Genomic DNA, 19,040 nt, shown 5'->3' with positions numbered 1-19,040 from the left:
CATGAGCACGGCACCACGAATCGCAGCGGCCAAACGTGACTGGGGTCACGACGAGACCGGTTGTACGGTGCTACATATCGATATGGATGCCTTCTACGCCTCGCTGGAAGTGGCACGGCACCCGGAATATGCGGGCAGGCCGGTCATCATCGGCACCGGCAACCGGTCGGTGGTGTCGGCGGCCAGCTATGAGGCGCGCGCATACGGCATCAATTCGGCCATGGCGAGCTCGCGGGCACATCAACTGTGTCCGAACGGCATTTTTCTGCCGGTCGACATGCAGTACTATCGCGCGATGTCACGGCGCATCTTCACCGAAGTGTTCAGCCGGATCACCGATCGAATCGAACAGGTGTCGGTGGATGAATGCTATATGGATGTCTCCGGCGCACTGCTGCGCTGGCATACCCCCTCCGCAATCGGCGCATGGATTCGCGAACAGGTGGCGGCGCGTTACAACGTGACCTGTTCCGTCGGCATCGCGGCGAACAAACTGGTCGCGAAGATGGCGTCGACGAACGCCAAACCGAACGGCATGCTGATGATTCCTCTGGCCCGGCATGCCGAATTCGTGCAGATGATGCCGTTGCGCGGCATTCCGGGAGTCGGGCCTTCACTCGAGCGGCGGCTGCATGCATGGGGCATCAATTCGGTCGCCGATTTGGCAAGGATGGACGAAACGACCCTGGCCGAGGCCACGGGATCGACGATTACCGCACATGGTCTGCATATGGCATCACATGGTCTGGATGACCGTCCGGTCACGCCGTATACACCGGAGAAATCGATAGGTTCGGAGCGCACGTTCGATGCGGATACGCAGGACATGCGGCAGGTATGCTCGATGTTGCGGCATTGCTGCGATGAGGTGGCGAGCTCGTTGCGTCGACGTGGACTGATGGCACGCAAGGTGATGGTGAAGCTGCGTTTTCCGGATCTGAGCTATGCCACGAAGGGGCGCACCATGGAGCGGCCGGCGGATGCGGCAAGCGCGCTGTATCCGCAGTGCGTCGACCTGCTGTTGCGGATGATGGGCATGGAAACCGGTTCGGTGCATGCGATTTCGCTGCCCCGACCGGTACGTTTGGCCGGCATGAGCGCCAGCGGGTTGGTCGAGGCTGGTTCCGCCATCATTCAGCCTTCGCTGGAGGATCTGCTGGAGGAAGCGGACACGGCGCAGGATTGCGACACCCGCAGGAAAGAGCCGAAAACCGAACGCCTGCGCGGGGCCGAGCAGGCGTTGGACGCGGTCCGGCGCAAATACGGCGACGATATCGCCAGTTTCGGCATCTAGCGGGCCAGACGTTCGGCGGCGTCCGCGATGGCGGCGTCACTGGCGGTGGCGGAGAACCGCAGATACCCCGGAGCCCCATAGAATTCCCCGGGGCTGGCGATGATGCCGATCTGAGCGAGCTGCTCCATGTCCTTCCAGCAGTCTCCGGACTTGGCCTTCACCCACACATACAGGGCACCATCGGGCATATCAGTGCAGTACCCGTAGGCACGCAACGCACTGACCAGTATGCCGAGGCGGTCCGCATACCGCCTGCGCTGCGCCTTGACCGATTCCAGATCGCGAAGCCCTACGGCCATGGCGGCCTGTACCGGTCCGGGAATGATCTGCCCGATCTGCTTACGGTACGCGGTCATCGGTACGATCAGCGATTCGTCGCCGGCAATGAATGCCGTACGATAGCCGGCCATATTGGACTGCTTGCTCAGGGAGTACAGTACAAGCACGCCTCGCGCGGATCCGCCGCACGCATCCGGGCGCAGGGCGCAGGGCGAGGATTCGAGCGTCTCAGTCCCATCCTCGGTATCCGCATTCCCCCATTGCATCAACGCATAGCATTCGTCGGAAAGCACTACGGCCCCGACCTCACGGGCGGCCGCCACGATCGAGGCCATCTGCCCGGCGTCAAGTGCCACACCGGTCGGATTGCACGGCGAGTTCACCCATACGGCCCTGACACCCGGCACATGCTTCCAGGATTCCACATCGGCTACATCGTCGACCTTGAGCGCCTCGGCGCCGGCCAACTGGGTGCCGATCTCATAGGTCGGATAGGAGACCTTCGGCTGCACCACCACATCTCCGGTGCCCAAGTGGAGCAGGGAGGCCATCAGCGCCACACCTTCCTTGGAACCGACGGTTGGCACCATATCCGCTCCGATCGCCTTCAGATCGACATCGCGCGCCAGCGCAAACCATTCGGCGATGGCGGAACGAAGGTCGGCGGTGCCGGCGGTGACCGGATATCCATAGGCATTGGGGTCGTTCGAGGCCGCACCAAGCGCCTTACGCACCGAATCCGGCACCGGATCGACCGGCGAGCCCACGGACAGGTCGACCATGCCGCCGAATGCGGCCTTCGCCGTGCGCTTGTAGGGGGCAATCCGAGACCAGTCGTACGGCGATGAAAACTCGTGGAAACCCATCCGTGAACTCCTTACGTCAGTGCACTGCGATACTCGTTCCAGCATACGACGAAAAGCCGCCACTCTACGTGACGGCCTTCGCCAGAGGAAATGGGAGCAGGGGGAGCCTCACTGATTCTGCGGAGGCAGGGCCGCCACCTGCTCGGGATCCTTACCGATTGGGCCGGCCGCGGAGGCGCCGCCCAGGTCACCGACCTCAGCGAAGAAGCTGACGGCGGCATCCTTATACCAAGCCCACTCATCGGGCAGATCATCCTCATAGAAAATGGCCTCGGTCGGGCACACCGGCTCGCATGCGCCGCAGTCCACGCACTCATTCGGATTGATGTACAGGGAGCGGGAACCTTCATAGATGCAATCAACCGGGCATTCATCCACGCATGCCTTGTCTTTGACATCGACGCAAGGCTGAGCGATCACGTATGGCATGGTTACCTCCTTACAAACTTGTCGGTTCCAGACTACTCTTGCTCTCGGGCAACATCCAACTCACCGGTGCCGAGGCGGGCATGCCGGTAGCCGTAACCAAAATAGATGGCGAAACCGACCAGAAGCCAGATCACGAAACGGATCCAGGTGAGTACGCTCAGGTTGAGCATCAGCCATACATTGGCGAGCGCAATGAGGATCGGGACCCACGGATTGCCGGGCATTCTGAACGTACGCTTCAGATCGGGGCGTTTCCGGCGCATGATCGGAACGGAAATCGCGACCAGCGTAAACGCCGACAACGTACCGATATTCACCATATCGGCAAGCACGTCGACGTTGGAGCAGGCGGCGATCAGGGCCATGACCGCACCCACGATGACCTGCAGGCGAACCGGGGTGCCGTGCTTGCCGGTGTGGCTCAATCCACGTGGCAGCAGACCGTCACGGCTCATGGCGAACACCACGCGGGTAAGCCCCAGCAACAGCACCATCACCACGGTGGCCAGGCCGATCACGATGCCGAAGCTGATGATTTTGGCGGCCCAATTGGCCCCGACCATTTCGAAGGCGGTGGCCAGGGACGGACTCGACTGTTTGGCGAGGTCCTTATAGGAGACCATACCGGTGGTGACGATGGCGACAAGGGTGTACAGCACGATGATCAGGCCCATGCCCACACCGATGCCCAACGGCACGTTCCGCTTCGGATTGATGGCCTCTTCGGACGTGGTGGCGACCACGTCGAAGCCAAGGAAGGCAAAGAACACGAGAGCCGCGCCGGAGATGATGCCAGCCACGCCGTAGATGCTCGGGGTCATGCCGGTGGCCCACTGCCACAACGGCTGGTTCATTGCGGTGCTCACACCGGAATCGGAGGATGCGGCCGGTTCGCTCGGTGGAACGAACGGGGTGAAGTTCTCGGCCTTGATGTAGAAGAAGCCGACGACCACCACGAACAGTACGATGGCGATCTTCAGTACGGTCAGCGCGCCATCCACACGGGCTCCGATCTTGGTGCCGAGCACGAGCAGCGTGGTGAAGAAGGCCACGATGATCAGCGGCGCCACGTCGAAGTTGAACGATCCGATGGCGATGTTGGTGTTGATGTTCCAGCCGACCAACCGGAAGAAGTCGTTCAGGTACACGCCCCAGTACTTGGACACGACGGAACCCGCCATGAGCATTTCCAGAATCAGATCCCAACCGATCACCCACGCGATGATCTCGCCCACCGTGGTATAGGTGAAGGTGTAGGCGGAGCCTGCCACCGGAATCATCGACGCGAACTCGGCGTAGCACATCACGGCGGCGCCGCACACGACGCCCGCGATCAGGAAGCTGATGATCACCGCCGGCCCGGCATGGAAGGCCGCAGCCTGCGCACCGATGGAGAAAATGCCCGCTCCGACGGCCACGGCAACGCCCATGATGGCCAGATCCCACCACGTGAGGTCACGTTTGAGGGAACGTCCCGACTCACCTGTTTCCGCGATGGTTTGCTCAACGGATTTCTTACGGAATACGTTCACCGTAATCCCCTTCTTCCATACGGCCGGTCATTCCGGCCGCTCTCAACAAGGGGCAAGTATAGAACGATACCGTCACATTGACGTCATCTGAGATCCATACCGATGACGACCGGTTCGGGCACCAAGCGGATGCCATAGGCCGTTTCGACACCGTCCTGCACGGTTTTGGCGAGGTCCGCGATATCGGCCGCGCTGGCGCCACCCCGGTTGGTCAGCGCCAACGTATGCAGTGTGGACAGGCCCGCGGCCGCATCCTCGGCGGTTTTGAAGCCCTTGTGGAACCCTGCATGGTCGATGAGCCATGCGGCGGAGGTCTTGATACCCGGATCGCCGTTCGGCAAAGTCGTTTCGAAGCGAGGCGCATCTTCGGGAAGGCCCGCCGCCTGTTCGACCGTCAGCATCGGATTCATGAAGAAACTGCCGCAGCTATGGCGGTTGAAATCAGGTTCGTCGTTACCGGATTGGGTACGCTGTGCGTCATGGGCGATGGCGACCAACCCGGCCTTCTTGGTGCCTCGCATGGATTCGGCGAAGTAGCGGTGGGAATCCTCCAACATGCCTTTGGAGGCACGCACCCTGAGTACGGCGTTACGGATGTCTTTGGTGCTCATACGGTCTCCGACCCCGACGCCAAGTGCCTTGGCGAGCTGGCCATAGCCGACCACGCCGGTGTCGCTGTGATGCAGGGCGAAGGTGACGGAGAGCACCACGTATCGGGGGGTCGGGAAGAATTCGGCGGCGGGAGTGGCCGGAGCCGCATACATGCTGGCCTTGAGCGCACTCATGCGGTAGCCGAACCGCAGATTCTCGGCGGTGAGGTCGCAGGTGCGTTTCTCCTTGCGGTCCCAGACCTCCACGCTCTGTACGTTGGAACCGACCTCCTGGCCGTAGGCCCCGATGTTCTGCACCACCGACGCGCCGACGGTTCCGGGGATTCCGGATAATCCCTCCACGCCCTCCAGTCCGAGCCCTACGCAGAAATCCACGAAATCATCCCAGTTGCAGCCGGCCTCGGCATTGACATGCACGATTCTTTCGCCATTCTCCACCGGAGCGGCCTCGTCAAGCACGTTGACGGCGCGGCGCGCATCGCGGACGACCACGCCATTGAACGGCGTGTCGGCCACCAGCATGTTGGAGCCACCGCCGATCACGCATAGGGGCAGTCCCTTGGCATCCGCATCTTCGACGGCTTCGATGACGCCGACACGCGAAGTGGGTTCGAGAAAGATGGCGATAGGGCCGCCAACGCCGATGGTGGTGAGATCTGCAAAACTTGTCATAGTGCTCCAGAATAACAAAAAACCCGACCGAAGTGGTCGGGTTTGAAAGTGTTGAACTCGCTCAGCGGGTCTCGCGATGCACGGTCTGCTTGCCGCAGCGCGGGCAGAACTTCTTGAGCTCAAGACGATCCGGCGTGTTACGGCGGTTCTTCGTCGTGATGTAGTTACGTTCCTTGCACTCGGTGCATGCCAGCGTGATGCCCGGACGAATGTCGGCGCTCTTGCTTGCCATCTAGTTCACCTCTTGTGGTTCGTTGCTATACCGACATTCCGTCGGTCTTTGTAGCGAGAAAGAGACTCGAACTCTTGACCTTACGATTATGAGTCGTACGCTCTAGCCAGCTGAGCTATCCCGCCATGAGAGCCTCGAGTGAGAATCGGACTCACGACCTCTTCCTTACCAAGGAAGTGCTCTACCACTGAGCTATCGAGGCGTGGCGGATAGTGGATTCGAACCACTGAAGCACGAGGCGACTGATTTACAGTCAGTTCCCTTTGACCGCTTGGGAAATCCGCCGTGCTGCCTGTTCGGTTTGAACCCCAACCGGCAACCCGTTTAGTATGCCACGGACCCTCCAATAAACGCAAATACGGCGTGTCGCACATGGCCAAAGTCCTTATAAACGTTGGAATTCCGCCATTTTTCGCGGCCTGGCGCCCCTTTATTCCAACACGAAGGCCAACATCATCCTTCAGGTCTTCCAGTCAAATCCGGGAGCGGATACGCGAAAGGTCCCGGTCCGGATGGGAACCCCTTCGGACCGGGACCTTTCACAAGGCCTTTATGCGCTACGCGTATGCTCAGCCGAGAATGGCCAGAATGTCGCGGGCGGCCACGATGAGGTAATCCTCACCCTGGTAGCGCACTTCGGTGCCGCCGTACTTGGAGTACAGCACCTTGTCGCCGACCTTGACGTCGACCGGAATGCGTTCACCGGCGTCGTTGCGGCGGCCCGGGCCGACGGCCAGGACTTCGCCCTGCTGCGGCTTCTCCTTGGCATTGTCCGGGATGAACAGACCGGAAGCGGTCTGGGTCTCGGCTTCCGCCTGCTTGACGATGATCTTGTCTTCCAACGGTGTGAGTGAGATCGACACTGTGGACCTCCTCTTTCTTAAGAGAAATCAATACTTACCGCGCCGGGACCCGCTAGCAAGAGGCTGACGATCACTTACGGCGTCGTCCTTTTCGCGCTGGGATATACTCTAGCGCGATTATTAGCACTCTGCCAACTCGAGTGCTAATGCTGAGAGAGAAACCTCAAAGAAAAGCCTGAAACCACGCGGTTTCAGGCTTCGACACGTTTATGTACCCTTACGCGCCACGGCGGGCCAGAATGGCCTCCAAACCGGTGCCTAGGGAATCCGAGGTGGCATCGGGGGCCTTCACTTCGGCACTGACTTCCGTATCGTGAAAGTCCTTGACGCTGACCTCGTTGAGCTGCACGCCCGCCTCGACACGCGCCCCGCTCTCGTCTTCGTCCATGTCGCTCATGCCATCGGAGGGCACGATCAACGGTTCGACAGGTTCAACCGGCGGCACGGCCTTGGCGACCTGCCTGGTGGACTTGATCTCCATGCTTTCCGGCGCGGCCTGCTTGACCTCGACGCCGTTGCGCGGGGCGCCCAACGAGAAGGAAATCAGATCCTGCGCGGACTGGTCCAATACGGAAATCTCCGTGGAAATCGGCTTGTCTTCGACGCCTTCAGACACGTCCCGTCGCTCGTCGCGTTCGTCATGAATGGACAGACCGGCATTCTGTTGGTCCGCATCCTGCGCGGCCCCGGCTTTCGCCGTGGCTTCCTGCCTACGCTTATTCAGCGCTCGATCACGATCCGCCTTGCTTCGTTCGACGGCCTGTCGAATCTCACCCTCCGGCATCACATCGGTCGGCGCCTGCGCCTCGGCGATCCGACGGGCTTCCGCCAGTTCCGCATCATGCAATCTCTTACGCTCCGCCTGTTCGGCACGTGCGCGCTCACGTTCGACGGCGGCCTTCTTCTTCATTCGGGAACGATACCGGGCGACTTTCCGCTCCCAATCCCTCGCCTGCTTGGACGCACGTACGCCAAGGGCCATTACCCCGGCCAGAGCGACCGCAGGGATAAGCGCGAACCACGCGCTGAAACGCAACGTAACCGCTGCGACGATCACTACGATCGTCGCCACGGCCAGTGCGATGACGATGATCCGGCGTCTGCGAACCGCGGCTCGGCGAAGGGCGCGCACCTGGGCGATATGCTCTTCGGACATCTTGCCCTCCTGAGCTTCGGAAGACTGCATTATAGCCCCTTTCGCCTGCGGTGTGTTCACGTCGGAGAACCTCGTTCCGCTGTCGGCATCCACAAGATGCAATGACGGCGAAAACCGGTCTTCGCGATGTTCGATCACTCGCTTCATGCCCTTGACCGTCCGTCTGGGCAGCCATCCAACCATGAGAATCACGACGATCGCAAGCACGACCACCGTGCTCAGCGACTCGTAACCCATAGGTCACAAGAATAGGTGACTTTCTGACAATCCGGCCACATCCGTTTCGGGCGTGTCGAATCTATGCGGCCATCACTCTGGCCGTGAAGCCGTTAGGCGCATCCTCGGACGTCAGGGCGTAGGTCTCATGGTCGCGCCACCGGCCGTTGACATACATATAGGCACGGCGCACCCCCTCGAAACGCGCCCCTACCTTGATGGCGACCCGTCTGGAGCGAACGTTTTCAGGCAACAGTGCGATTTCCAACCGGTGCAAATGCGGCCCATCGGGATTGAACATGGCCCAATCCGCCAACAATGCCACGGCCATTGGCGTGAATCCACGGCCTGCATAACGTTCATCTACCCAATATCCGACCACTCCGGTGCGCATCGCACCATAACAAATCGCTCCAAGCGAAATCTGTCCGACGATCCGTTGCCGATACTCCATGACAAACACCACTCCGGTGCCGTCGCGTTCGTTGTCGCGCAACCGTCGTATCCACGTATCGAACGACATCGGCTGGCCATGCAGCGGATCACCTGACTCCCAGGGGCTCAGCCAGGCATCATTGCGCCATCGCACCTCACTCCACTCGTCGCCGTCCTCCACGGTGAGCGGACGCAGCCTGATCGGCACCTGAAGGGCCCGTGACTGTATGAACTGCGGCACAGCGATGGCATTGGCCCGTGCGTGGCATATCATGTCGCGGAATGCTTGGAAAACGGTCACGCCCCTATTGTGCCACCACCGCACCGCCGCCACGGTTCACGCAACCATGCCGTGGTACAACAGGCGGTATGAACACGACCGAAACAACCGAACCCTCGAAGACAGACGAACGATTGCGCGCCGCGAAACGGGCCATGCGTCATCAGGCCATCGCCGAACGCCAACGGACCACGCCTGAAGAACGCCTTGAGGCAGGCCGGAGCATCGCCCGACACGCCCGTGCCGCAGGTCTGATCCATTCCTTCGGCACGGTGGCCGCCTTCGTTTCCATGGGCAGCGAGATCGCGATGGCCCCACTGCTGCAGACGTTGCTCGACTCGCAATGCCGAGTGCTGGTGCCCCGATTGGGATCCGGCATGGACATCGGCTGGAGCGAACTCGATAATCTGGAGGGATTGCACGGCATCAGCCACGATGACGGTTCACCGAACACGCGCCGCCCGCAGGAGCCGGATAATCCTCCCAACGGTCCTGAGGCGCTCAACGATGCCGGATTGATCATCGTGCCGGCCTTTGCGGTGGATGCCTCCGGCATTCGCCTGGGCCGTGGCGGGGGTTGGTATGACCGCGCACTGGGGTACAAGGCGGTCGGTGCCCGAGTGGTGGCGGTTTGTTGGCCGTGGGAGGCCACGGGCGCGCCGGTGCCGTACGAATCGCACGATGTTCCCGTTGATGCCGTGCTTACCCCGGACGGCTATACGGCCATCCGTTGAAACGCCGTATCCATACGCCCACCGCGCATATTCCGCGAGATGCCCCGTCAAACCGTCTCAGGGCGCGTACTAGGATATGGTCACGTTACGAAACCGTGTGAACCTCATCTGAAGTTGTGGAGGGAAACGTTGCCTACCTATCATTACCGTTGCAAGAACTGCAACTACGATTTCACCGAACAGCAGTCGTTCAGCGACGACCCGATCACCGTGTGCCCGAAGTGCGGCGAGGAGCAGGTGCGTAAGATCTACTCCGCCGTTCCGATCGAGTTCAAGGGTTCCGGCTTCTACCGTACGGACAAAGCCAAGTAGACAGGTCCCGGAATCAGGCGCGACACGCCGAGGATGTGGATAACCCACGTCCTTCGACCACAACCCCTGATCCGGCTTGCATAATCATATTCCCGCAGGTCATCATGCTCGCATGATGACCTCTTTTCATGATCTGGCGGACCGGCTGAACGTGCGTCGCCCGCCCAAAAATCCGCTGAGGAGTGCGCAACTGCGCCGCCTCTTGGCCGCATTATGCGCCGGATTGGCGGTTTTCATGGGATTGCAGTGCCTACGATCGACAATCGCGACCCGCCCCGCGGTCGTGGCGACGCAACACATCCACCGTGGCGGCACGATCACGGCCTCCGCCATCGCCATGAGGAACATCCCATACGATGCCGCTTGGGATAACGCATTCCATACAATCGATGACGTCACCGGCATGGTGGCGCGGATCGACATTCCCAGCGGCGGCATCGTCACGACAACGATGGCACGCGCCTCCCCCACGGTCCCGCAAGGATACACGGCGGTCGAAGTACGGCTGGCCAGTGCCATCGACGGGCTTGACGTCGGCGATGAAGTGACGCTCTCCAGTGCCGTACTTGCCGAAGGAGACGCCCACAATGATGGCGAGGCCTTGTGCGAGCTTGCATTACAGGCGGTTATGTTGGGCAAACCCACCAAAGATGCCAATGGCATGGTCACGGCGACGTTCGCCATGCCGCCGGCCGAGGCCGCCGCCGTACTACAGGCCCAGGAGTACGCCGCCATCATCGCAGTCATCCGGTAGCCCGGCCTCGCATGCGCCGAACCTTCGCTCGCGTGGAGGCTCGGAACGCCGCGGGCAGGCGATCGGAATCAGCGACCGCGTTCGGAGAAGACGGCCCAATGAGGGGGCAGCTCGGTGAGAATGCGTTTGTCGTCATCGGCCGCGCGCTGACGGTCGGTGAGCACGTCCGAGGGCTCGAGCTTCACGCCATCGGCATCGAAGAGCTCAGTGCCCTGCCGCACCACGCGCCTATGCTTGCGCGGGGTGTGACGAGTGGCGGAATAGCCGGACACCACCCGCACGGCAGGCTCGTCGACGGATCCCTGCCCGGAATGCCCCTTGCCCGAGACCTCCTCGTTCACTTGCCCTCCTGGTAGATGTCGCTCAGACGTGCCACGATGCGATCGACTTCCTTATCGGGATTGACGAACGCACCAACGCTCCACACGGTCATCACCGACCATCCCAAGGACTCGATGTCCTGCAGCAGCACACGGTGGCGCTGCCTGGTGGACTGCAGCCCCATGAACTGCGCGTCATCGGTCAGCACGGCCAGCGAGAACGGCTTATCGGGCAATCCTACGACCAATGGCAACCTGGTGCCGCGTTCGAATCCGTAATCGACGGCGACCTTCAGACCGCGGGCACGGATGCGATCGGCCAGATCGTTGAACAGGATGTTGGCGCCGGACTCGCTTTCCGACGGGCGCACCGGGCGATCATCAAGCTGTTCGGCCCAACGCAGCACGGTTTTGAGCATCTTCGGACCGGATTGATGCAGACGTTCGTCATCCATGTCCGCCGAAGAAAAGGCGGAGACGATATCGACATGGCGATCGGCAACGGCCAGCGCGTCCAACAACAGGCCGCGTCCGCCTTCGGCTTCAAGTGCGCCGAATTGCTGTAGCAGACGACCATGGGAGGTCTTTGCATAGCACATCGACACGATGGCGTCGGTGGTGTGGGCTCCGGCGACATCGGTGATGTCCACGATACGCACATGGCGCAGGAACAGCCCCATCGCCTTGTTCCTGGTGGCCATTGCCTTGAGCTCGGCCCCCAGTCGTGTACGGAACGTGTGGGTAAGCGCCACCACCGTCAGGGTGTAGGAGGCGGGCACGATGGTGAACGAGGAGGCACGCTGTATGATGATGCGGACCACCTCGTCGATCTCCTGCTGGCTGCTTTCCACCAGTCCGGAGGCCATGACTGGCACGCCATTGGCATCTTCGATGTGATGATAGGCGACTTCGCCCTGGGAACCTTCGCGGGCCACGTCAAGCGGCACCGATCCATAGCCTTCGGATTCAAGGAAGGCGCCGAGCTTCGGCGCACGACGAACCGGCCTGTCGGCGATCTTCACACTCGGCAACAGTGCAATCAGCAACCGTACGCTGTCGGAGGTGACGGTCTCACGATGCGCGATTACCACGACCTGCTGCGCACGGCAGACGATGCTCATCAACTCCACGGACGGAATATGCGCACCTGCGTCGATGATCACCACGTCGGCAAGCGGAGTCGGATCGGTGACCGCGGCGAGCGTGGCGGGGGTGGCCATAAGAATCGGCTTGGCCGCGGCGAGAATCTGGGCATGCTCCTTGTGCAGGCGATTCAGCGAAACGCTACGGGATCCGGCAAGCGTGGTGTGCAGCAGGTTGGCCTCCTGCGTACGGGAGAACAGCATGTCGCACAGTCGGCGCATGGACTCCTGCGCCACCATGGGTCCAACGGAACGCACATGTTCCACGTCGACCTGCGCGAAACGTTCCGCGGCGGCCTGCAGGGCCGAACCATCCTGATTGGAAATGATCGCGGAGGAACGCACGATATCTTCGAATACGGTGGTCCACCAGGCCAATTGCAGTTCGCCGGCCACGGCATTGTTGTCGATGCCGCGATTGCGTAGATCCTCCACCAGCTCATCCAGTCCGATGTCGTGGAATTCGCGTTCCAAACGCGCTCGCTCCGGCAAGGTGTCGAGCGACTGATGGTCGTCATAGAGGGCCTTGAGACGCTCTTCGACCTGATTGAAGTCCACGGTTTCCAGGCTGCCGCCCATCGGGGTGGTGGCCAGAACCGTATTCAGCGCCGTCATGTCACGGGTCAGTTCGTCCTGGGTTTCCAGAATGTCGTCAAGCTTGGCGGGCAGCACCGGCCAACCACCGTGCGGCACGAACATGTGCCACTGTTCCGACTGTTTGGCCACCACCTGCAGTGCGTCATGCAGGTTCTCCACCTGTGCGCCGACGCGCAGCAGGCCCTTGGCCTCCTTGATATGGCGACGACGCTCCCAGAATCCCATGGAGCTGCCTTCGGCCTTGCGTTCGGCCTTCGGCTTGGTGGCCTCGATCATGGAGGCGATATCACGTTCGAAGATCTCCGGCTGGAACACATCAAGCACTCGACGCAGGTTCTTGAGCACCATGACCTGCCGGCCCCACTCCTGCGCGGTGGTCGGAATCGGGAAGCCGCAGGTCTGCACGGTGCTGGACACCTGCTCACGGGTGGCGGGAAGCACCTTGCGCAACAGCTCGACCACACGCTGGTGGGCGCTGACGGCCTCTTCCTCGGAATAGATGGAAGCCTGGAACCATGCGGTATCTTTCTCGGTGATCGTATACTCGCCAAGCTCGCCGGCACGCTGCAGTTTGGCGGCCCAATCCTCCATCCTGTCACTGATGGCGTGGGCGGTCTGCTTACTTAGGCGTACATGCGTGGTCGGGTGCGTGGGCAACACGGCGATCTGCGCCAGATTCTGAATGGTCTGGTAGGCGGAGACGCCCCACTCCTGACTGACTCCGTGCAGGTCGCCCAGATACCTGGTCAGGCGGGAACGCACACCCACCAGTTCATCCGCCAACTGGTCGAAACGGGAGGTGGCGACGCCAGACTGGAACCCGACCGCCGCAATCAGCTGGCGGTCGATGGTCTCATTGGCACCCTCATCGGCGATGTCAAGCAATTGCCCGCCCATCTCATTGGCGTTGATGGCCTGCGCAAAACGACGCCGCTGGTCGGTGACGCACGGCACGTACAGCACGGACCGGCCGCTCATCACGCACCGCGATGCGATGGCGGCGGCCTGTTCGGCGGTATTGTTGCCGATGGAGCTGTCGACGAACAGCGAATGTCCGGAAGCGGCGATCTGCGCGGCATAACGAACGGTATTGCTGACGTCGCCGACCTCATATTCGCCGTGAGGGTCACCATCAAACGGGCTGTATTCGGCGATATCGGCGTTATTCAAAGCCTCGCGGGCGGCCTTGTCTCCGGCGAGCGCGTCCAGCACGGTATTGCCGGTGGGTCCCTGCGCCAGCTGGTCGATGATCTTCTGGCTTTCCACCAGCATCTGCGCGGACGGATCCATGAAGCAGCCGAGAATGATGTGTCGCTCGATCTCGAAATCCGGGAACGCCGAAGTCGCGCGTGCGGTGATGGCCGCAAAGACAGCCGAGGTCTCAGGGGTGCCGCTCTCATAGTTGGAGCCATCAAACAGCTTGGCCTCATCCAGGGTGACGTTATGTTCGCGCATGACGGCGGCGAAGGAGGCATTCAGGCGTACACGACCGGTAAAGGCGATGGTGGTGCCGCTTTCGGCGGTCTTACCGGTCCGTCGCACCTCAACCGGGTACATGAGCACCGGCACCTGGTTGCCCTTCCATGTGGCCACGCCTACGACCAGCGACAATTCGCCCACGCCGCTGATACGGCTTTTCGTCTCACGGTCGTCAATCACTCGTTCCACACGACGGCCTGCCGCACGGAGCATGCCATTGTCGCGAAACAACGAATCCAAAGCGACATGTCCGCTGGCAAAGAGTTGCGCGATGCCGGAAGGATGGGCGTGCGTCAGATCCAACTGCGCGGTCAGCTGCGTCACATCTTCAAGCGCCGAAGGCGACAATCCCAGACGATACTGCTCACGCCAGCCGCGAATGCGGTCCAGCGCAGTGGTGGACCGCTCATTGCTTTCGCTCATGTGTTGACTCACTTCCCTACCGCTTTGCGGTACTCCGCATACCCAGGATTGCGAGACAGGGCTGCGTCGATATCTTGATTGCCCAATGCCGACAGCCATGCGTACAGATCGTCGTACAGCGACGGGTTCATGGCGAGGAACGGCAGCAGCTGCGGATGGCGCGCCATCTCGAACTGCACGGTGAAATCATCAGTGCGCTTGGCCTCGTCGGAGGTCAGGCCATCAACCTCGATGGTCTGTTCCTGCTTGGCGAAGCCGCCCTTGGACACACGATCGAAGACGGATCCCGGTTCGAATACCGGCGTGAAGGTCACGGTCTCGTCAACGGACGGTTCGGCATCACCCTGCGGTTGCGACGCCGACGGGCGGAATCGCTCATCGTCGGCACCCACCTGAGGCTGCGAATCATCGGATTGTTCGGATGATTCTGTCTGCTCGGTCCGCTCAGGCCGCTCGGCAGCGGCTTCCTGCTCCGGCTGCGGCCGTTCAATGGATTCGGCCGATTCCTCCTGACGTTCCTGAATCGGCTCGTCCCGCTCTTCGGCAGGCGAACGTTCCGGCAATTCCGGCTGGAGGTCGGTCTCCCCCTGCCGTCGATCGATGGCTCCGGCACCGAACAGGTCATTCACCGCAATGGTATCGGACTTCAGTTGCGCGAGCGCATCCGACTTCGCGGCATCGGCCGCCAGCGCCTCGTTGATGCCCTGCACGGTGGCGGCCTGCGCCTTGGCACGGTCGATGGCGTCGGTCAGTTCGACATCCTCCCGCTCCTGCTCAGCCTGCGCATCGGCCTCCGCCTGCGCATCGGCGAACAGGTCTCGCGGCGCCTCGTCGCGCGCGTCATTCTGCGGCTGCACCAGCGACACCGACGGAAGGTCCTCATATTCGGACTCACCGGCACGCACCGGTGCGAAGGACTGCCGCTCGGCCCTGTGCAGCGCGTCCACACGGGCGGACACATTACGGGCGTTGAACAGCGCGGTCGGCTCTCCGGCGCGCAGATTCAGAATGTCATCCACCGACATGTCGGCGGCATCGGGTTCCTGCGGGCCCTCATCGGCAAGCGCATAATCAAACAGATCGGCCACCGACGGCTTCGTCTTGGCATCGCCGGAGACCCGCTCACGGCGGAACGTGACCTTCACATCGCCGAACTGCATGGTGATCGGCGAGCTTGGCAGCATGAAATCGACGCCGGAAGGCAGACGCATCAGCTCACCGTTCGGGCGCACCACGAACGAGCCATTGGTGGAGTTCAGATCGCGGATGGTCGCGGTGCCGTTATCGTCCACGGCGAACACCGCATGGCGTTTCGACATCGACTTATTGGCATCCGTGATATCGAGACGGGAATATCCGTCATCCGCCAGCGGCCGTAGCGGCTTGCGCCCAAGTTCGACGCTTTCGCCGGATTTCACCGTTTTCAGGTCATTTCCATCGACCCCGACGATCCACTGCTGCGCCGTTCGTTGATCTTCGCTCACCGTTCCGGCCTTCCTTTCGCACACAACACTACTGCCATTGTGTCATGCTTCACCATGTTATGGAGGATTATGACGCGTCAAATCGACAACTTTCGCCTATTTCCCCCATTGTAGTGGCGATCATCGGCCTCCGGGCCGCCTAGGCTCCGATTTCCTCCCTGTTCAGGCCATCAAGAATGCGCCTATGCACCGGAATGGTGCAGATCAACGTCAGCACATCGGAGACGCATTGGGCGCATTCCACTCCGACGATGCCCAGCATATGCGGCAATATGAGCACGGCCGGCGCAAGGAACAATCCCAAGCGGCAGAAGGCAAGGAAGGAAGCGGCCACGGTTTTGCCGATGGTCTGCTGCATGGTGTTGGCCATCATGTTGTACCCGTTCAATGCCAACGTGTAGCACTGGAACCGCAATGCGGCGGTACCGATCAGCACCACCGCGGTGTCATCGCGGAAAATGCGCACCAGATCGGGTGCCGTGATCCATATGATTGCGGCGAAGGCGAGCATCGCGATGGTCGCGACCTTCACGCAGAACCAGAAGCCTTTCAGCACCCGCTTGTAAAGACCTGCGCCGTAGTTGTAGCCGCACACGGGCTGGAAGCCTTGGCCGAGACCGATCATGATGGAGTTCGCGCCGAGCATGATGCGCATGACGATGGCCATACCGGCGATGGCCGCGTCGCCGAACGGATTGGCGGCGATGTTCACGCAGGTGACGGCGAGCGTACCGGCGGCGTTGCGAATCATGGATGGCAGTCCGCCGCCGGCGATCTCGCGGGCAAGCGGAACGGTGAGTCTGCATTGCCTTAGCGAGAAATGCACCACACCATGCATCATGCTGAGCACCGCAAGAATGACGAAGCTGATGGTCTGGCAGATCGCCGTCGCCAACGCGGCGCCGAACATGCCCATGTGCAGCAGGAAGATGAATACCGGTTCCAGAATGAGATTCAGCGCCGAACCGATGACCAATCCGATCATGGCAAGCGAAGCAAGGCCCTGATAACGCAACAGACAGTTCAGGGCGAAGGAGCCGCACATCATCGGGGCCGCGATAAGCAACGGTATCAGATATGTCACGGCGTACGGCTCGATCGTAGGCGTCGCCCCGAGCATGCGCACCAGCGGATGCAACGTGGACAGCCCCACAAGAGTGATGGCCAGGCCTGAGGCAAGGGCACCGATGAAACCGATGGACAGCAGTCTGGCCGCACGCGTGTTGTTATGTTTGCCGAGCTCGCGGCTCATGGAATTGCCGGCACCGTTGCCGAAGAAGAATCCCATGGCCTGAATCACGGTCATCACACTGAAGGCGATGCCCATGGCGCCGGATTGCGCGGTGCCAAGCCGTCCGATGAAGAAGGTGTCGGACAGACTGTAGATGGTGGTTACGAGATTGGAGATGATTGCCGGGATGGCGAGTCTGATGATCAGTGAGCGGAGCGGGCCCTGCGTCATTTCCGCATATTCGGCATCAGCGTCCTTCTTGGTTTTGGTTTTTTGGGATTGCTTGTTTTTCACGTCGTCACACCATACTCACCCACGCTTCGACGACTCTGTGTTTCCCCGACCGGCGAACAACCGCCGGGCGCGATCCGGTTCCCGGCAACGATGCCAGGTGTGGGCATATATAGCGGAAAACCCCGCTGCCATATGGCAGCGGGGTTTTCTCCAAGCATGGTGACTGCGGCTTGAAGCCGCGCGAATCACTTGAGCTCGACGGTGGCGCCGGCTTCTTCGAGCTGGGACTTGGCCTTCTCGGCGTCTTCCTTCTTGGCCTTCTCCAGAACGGCCTTCGGAGCGCCGTCGACCAGAGCCTTGGCCTCGGCCAGACCCAGGGAGGTGATGGCGCGGACGGCCTTGATGACCTGGATCTTCTTGTCGCCAACGGCGGACAGGATGACGTCGAACTCATCCTTCTCTTCCTCAGCGGCAGCGCCGGCAGCCGGAGCGGCAGCGACGGCGGCGACCGGGGCGGCAGCCTCGACGTCGAACTTCTCTTCGAAGGCCTTGACGAACTCGGAGAGCTCAACCAGGGTCATCTCACCGAAAGCTTCGAGCAGCTCATCGTTGGTGTACTTAGCCATAATGGCTTCCTTTCATTCTTGGTGACGGGGTCAGATTGAAGAGGTAACCGTCACCTGAAAATTTGTTCTTTTCTTTTCAGTTGTCGATTCACGCGGCGGGCCGCAGTGAAATCAGGCAGCCTTTTCCTGCTTCTCGCGCAGCGCATCGATCGTACGCACGGCCTTGGTCGGCAGAGCGTTGAACAGGTACGCGGCCTTGGACATCGTGGCCTTGATGTCGCCGGCGAATTCGGCGAGCAGCTGCGGGCGAGACTTGAGGTCTGCCAGCTTCTGGGCACCTTCAGCATCGTAGACGGTGCCATCAGCATAGCCGCCCTTGACGATCAGTGCCTTGTTGGTCTTGGCGAAGTCACGCAGGGTCTTCGCAGCTTCGATGAAGTCACCCTTCACGAAGGTCACAGCGGTCGGGCCGGCGAGGATCTCATCGAGACCTTCGATGCCAGCTTCCTTGGCTGCGATGCGAATCAGCGTGTTCTTAGCCACAGTGTAGGAAGTATCGCGGCCTAGCTTTTCACGCAGTTCAGAAATCTGCGGAACGGTAAGCCCGCGGTACTCGGTCAGGTAGATAGCGTCAGCGTCACGGAACTTGTCCGTAAGCTGAGCGACCACCGCTTCCTTTTCGGGCCTCTTCATGGCGTTCCTTCCTTAGTCGGCCATTGACTGTGAGGTTCGGAACGTCTCGCCGGGCAACAAAAAAGCCCTGCGCGCAGGCAGAGCAACATTCGACCGCTAAGCGGCATACCCTTGACGGGCGTATGTTCTTCAACCTGCGTTGGCTTGGCGAACCAAACTTCGTGAGTGCTTGCACACTCCAACCAACGGTCTGTGGTTTACAGATA

Annotated in this window: 18 protein-coding genes and 3 tRNA genes; 4 read left to right on the top strand and 17 right to left on the bottom strand. The window is 61.0% G+C overall.

The window, feature by feature from the left end:
• Nucleotide 1 precedes the first annotated feature (1 nt).
• On the top strand, nucleotides 2-1,294 hold the full coding sequence (dinB, locus tag BMOU_RS08425; RefSeq protein WP_051428948.1) for a DNA polymerase IV: 1,293 nt from the start codon (nucleotides 2-4) through the stop codon (nucleotides 1,292-1,294).
• On the opposite strand, the gene dapC is transcribed toward dinB, so the two are convergent.
• The 11 genes from dapC to BMOU_RS08370 all read right to left on the bottom strand — a co-directional run bounded on the left by dapC (nucleotide 1,291) and on the right by BMOU_RS08370 (nucleotide 8,886).
• Complete coding sequence (gene dapC / locus BMOU_RS08420) at nucleotides 1,291-2,439, bottom strand: succinyldiaminopimelate transaminase (RefSeq protein WP_034876679.1); 1,149 nt, start codon at nucleotides 2,437-2,439, stop codon at nucleotides 1,291-1,293. The two genes, dinB and dapC, sit on opposite strands and share 4 nt — an antisense overlap.
• Before the next feature lie 108 nt (nucleotides 2,440-2,547).
• Nucleotides 2,548-2,868, bottom strand: coding sequence for a ferredoxin (gene fdxA, locus BMOU_RS08415; protein ID WP_003837405.1), 321 nt, complete (start codon nucleotides 2,866-2,868; stop codon nucleotides 2,548-2,550).
• Between the two features lie 32 nt (nucleotides 2,869-2,900).
• On the bottom strand, nucleotides 2,901-4,400 hold the full coding sequence (locus BMOU_RS08410) for an amino acid permease (RefSeq protein WP_034876676.1): 1,500 nt from the start codon (nucleotides 4,398-4,400) through the stop codon (nucleotides 2,901-2,903).
• An 83-nt stretch (nucleotides 4,401-4,483) separates the two neighbouring features.
• Nucleotides 4,484-5,683, bottom strand: coding sequence for an FAD-binding protein (locus BMOU_RS08405; RefSeq protein ID WP_034876673.1), 1,200 nt, complete (start codon nucleotides 5,681-5,683; stop codon nucleotides 4,484-4,486).
• A 61-nt stretch (nucleotides 5,684-5,744) separates the two neighbouring features.
• On the bottom strand, nucleotides 5,745-5,915 hold the full coding sequence (gene rpmG, locus BMOU_RS08400) for a 50S ribosomal protein L33 (RefSeq protein WP_003814458.1): 171 nt from the start codon (nucleotides 5,913-5,915) through the stop codon (nucleotides 5,745-5,747).
• 51 nt (nucleotides 5,916-5,966) lie between these two features.
• Nucleotides 5,967-6,040: transfer RNA gene (locus BMOU_RS08395), tRNA-Met, on the bottom strand.
• Nucleotides 6,041-6,045: 5 nt separating this feature from the next.
• Nucleotides 6,046-6,117: transfer RNA gene (locus tag BMOU_RS08390), tRNA-Thr, on the bottom strand.
• Nucleotide 6,118: 1 nt separating this feature from the next.
• A tRNA-Tyr gene (locus BMOU_RS08385) sits at nucleotides 6,119-6,200 on the bottom strand.
• Between the two features lie 284 nt (nucleotides 6,201-6,484).
• The gene (groES, locus tag BMOU_RS08380; RefSeq protein ID WP_034876669.1) at nucleotides 6,485-6,778 is read right to left on the bottom strand and encodes a co-chaperone GroES; all 294 of its coding nucleotides are present in this window, start codon (nucleotides 6,776-6,778) and stop codon (nucleotides 6,485-6,487) included.
• A 217-nt stretch (nucleotides 6,779-6,995) separates the two neighbouring features.
• Nucleotides 6,996-8,171, bottom strand: a complete 1,176-nt coding sequence (locus BMOU_RS08375) for a hypothetical protein (RefSeq protein WP_034876667.1) — start codon at nucleotides 8,169-8,171, stop codon at nucleotides 6,996-6,998.
• A 61-nt stretch (nucleotides 8,172-8,232) separates the two neighbouring features.
• The gene (locus tag BMOU_RS08370) at nucleotides 8,233-8,886 is read right to left on the bottom strand and encodes a GNAT family N-acetyltransferase (protein WP_034876665.1); all 654 of its coding nucleotides are present in this window, start codon (nucleotides 8,884-8,886) and stop codon (nucleotides 8,233-8,235) included.
• A 68-nt stretch (nucleotides 8,887-8,954) separates the two neighbouring features.
• Here BMOU_RS08370 and BMOU_RS08365 point away from each other — a divergent pair, with 68 nt between their 5' ends.
• From BMOU_RS08365 to BMOU_RS08355, 3 genes are all read left to right on the top strand, one after another.
• A complete protein-coding gene (locus BMOU_RS08365) occupies nucleotides 8,955-9,599 on the top strand; it encodes a 5-formyltetrahydrofolate cyclo-ligase (protein WP_034876663.1) in 645 nt (214 codons plus the stop codon).
• Between the two features lie 129 nt (nucleotides 9,600-9,728).
• Nucleotides 9,729-9,911: an FmdB family zinc ribbon protein gene (locus tag BMOU_RS08360; protein ID WP_034876661.1), complete on the top strand. Its 183-nt coding sequence runs from the start codon at nucleotides 9,729-9,731 to the stop codon at nucleotides 9,909-9,911.
• Between the two features lie 112 nt (nucleotides 9,912-10,023).
• Nucleotides 10,024-10,665, top strand: coding sequence for a flagella basal body P-ring formation protein FlgA (locus BMOU_RS08355; RefSeq protein ID WP_034876659.1), 642 nt, complete (start codon nucleotides 10,024-10,026; stop codon nucleotides 10,663-10,665).
• Between the two features lie 68 nt (nucleotides 10,666-10,733).
• Here the strand turns inward: BMOU_RS08355 and BMOU_RS08350 are convergent, their stop codons facing one another.
• The 6 genes from BMOU_RS08350 to rplJ form a co-directional block, all read right to left on the bottom strand.
• A complete protein-coding gene (locus BMOU_RS08350; protein ID WP_051428965.1) occupies nucleotides 10,734-10,937 on the bottom strand; it encodes a hypothetical protein in 204 nt (67 codons plus the stop codon).
• A gap of 65 nt (nucleotides 10,938-11,002) precedes the next feature.
• Nucleotides 11,003-14,626: a helicase gene (locus BMOU_RS08345; RefSeq protein ID WP_034876655.1), complete on the bottom strand. Its 3,624-nt coding sequence runs from the start codon at nucleotides 14,624-14,626 to the stop codon at nucleotides 11,003-11,005.
• Between the two features lie 8 nt (nucleotides 14,627-14,634).
• Nucleotides 14,635-16,110 (bottom strand): variant leucine-rich repeat-containing protein, encoded by a 1,476-nt coding sequence (locus tag BMOU_RS08340; RefSeq protein WP_235143754.1) that lies wholly within the window; start codon nucleotides 16,108-16,110, stop codon nucleotides 14,635-14,637.
• A gap of 139 nt (nucleotides 16,111-16,249) precedes the next feature.
• Complete coding sequence (locus BMOU_RS08335; RefSeq protein WP_171001997.1) at nucleotides 16,250-17,572, bottom strand: MATE family efflux transporter; 1,323 nt, start codon at nucleotides 17,570-17,572, stop codon at nucleotides 16,250-16,252.
• Nucleotides 17,573-17,820: 248 nt separating this feature from the next.
• Nucleotides 17,821-18,201, bottom strand: a complete 381-nt coding sequence (rplL, locus tag BMOU_RS08330) for a 50S ribosomal protein L7/L12 (RefSeq protein ID WP_034876649.1) — start codon at nucleotides 18,199-18,201, stop codon at nucleotides 17,821-17,823.
• 111 nt (nucleotides 18,202-18,312) lie between these two features.
• On the bottom strand, nucleotides 18,313-18,834 hold the full coding sequence (gene rplJ / locus BMOU_RS08325; protein ID WP_034876647.1) for a 50S ribosomal protein L10: 522 nt from the start codon (nucleotides 18,832-18,834) through the stop codon (nucleotides 18,313-18,315).
• Between the last annotated feature and the right edge of the window lie 206 nt (nucleotides 18,835-19,040).

The organism is Bifidobacterium moukalabense DSM 27321 (assembly GCF_000522505.1).
In the GTDB taxonomy this organism is placed as follows: domain Bacteria; phylum Actinomycetota; class Actinomycetes; order Actinomycetales; family Bifidobacteriaceae; genus Bifidobacterium; species Bifidobacterium moukalabense.
The sequence above is the reverse complement of the archived record's forward strand: the minus strand, read 5'-3'. Positions and strand labels throughout refer to the sequence as shown.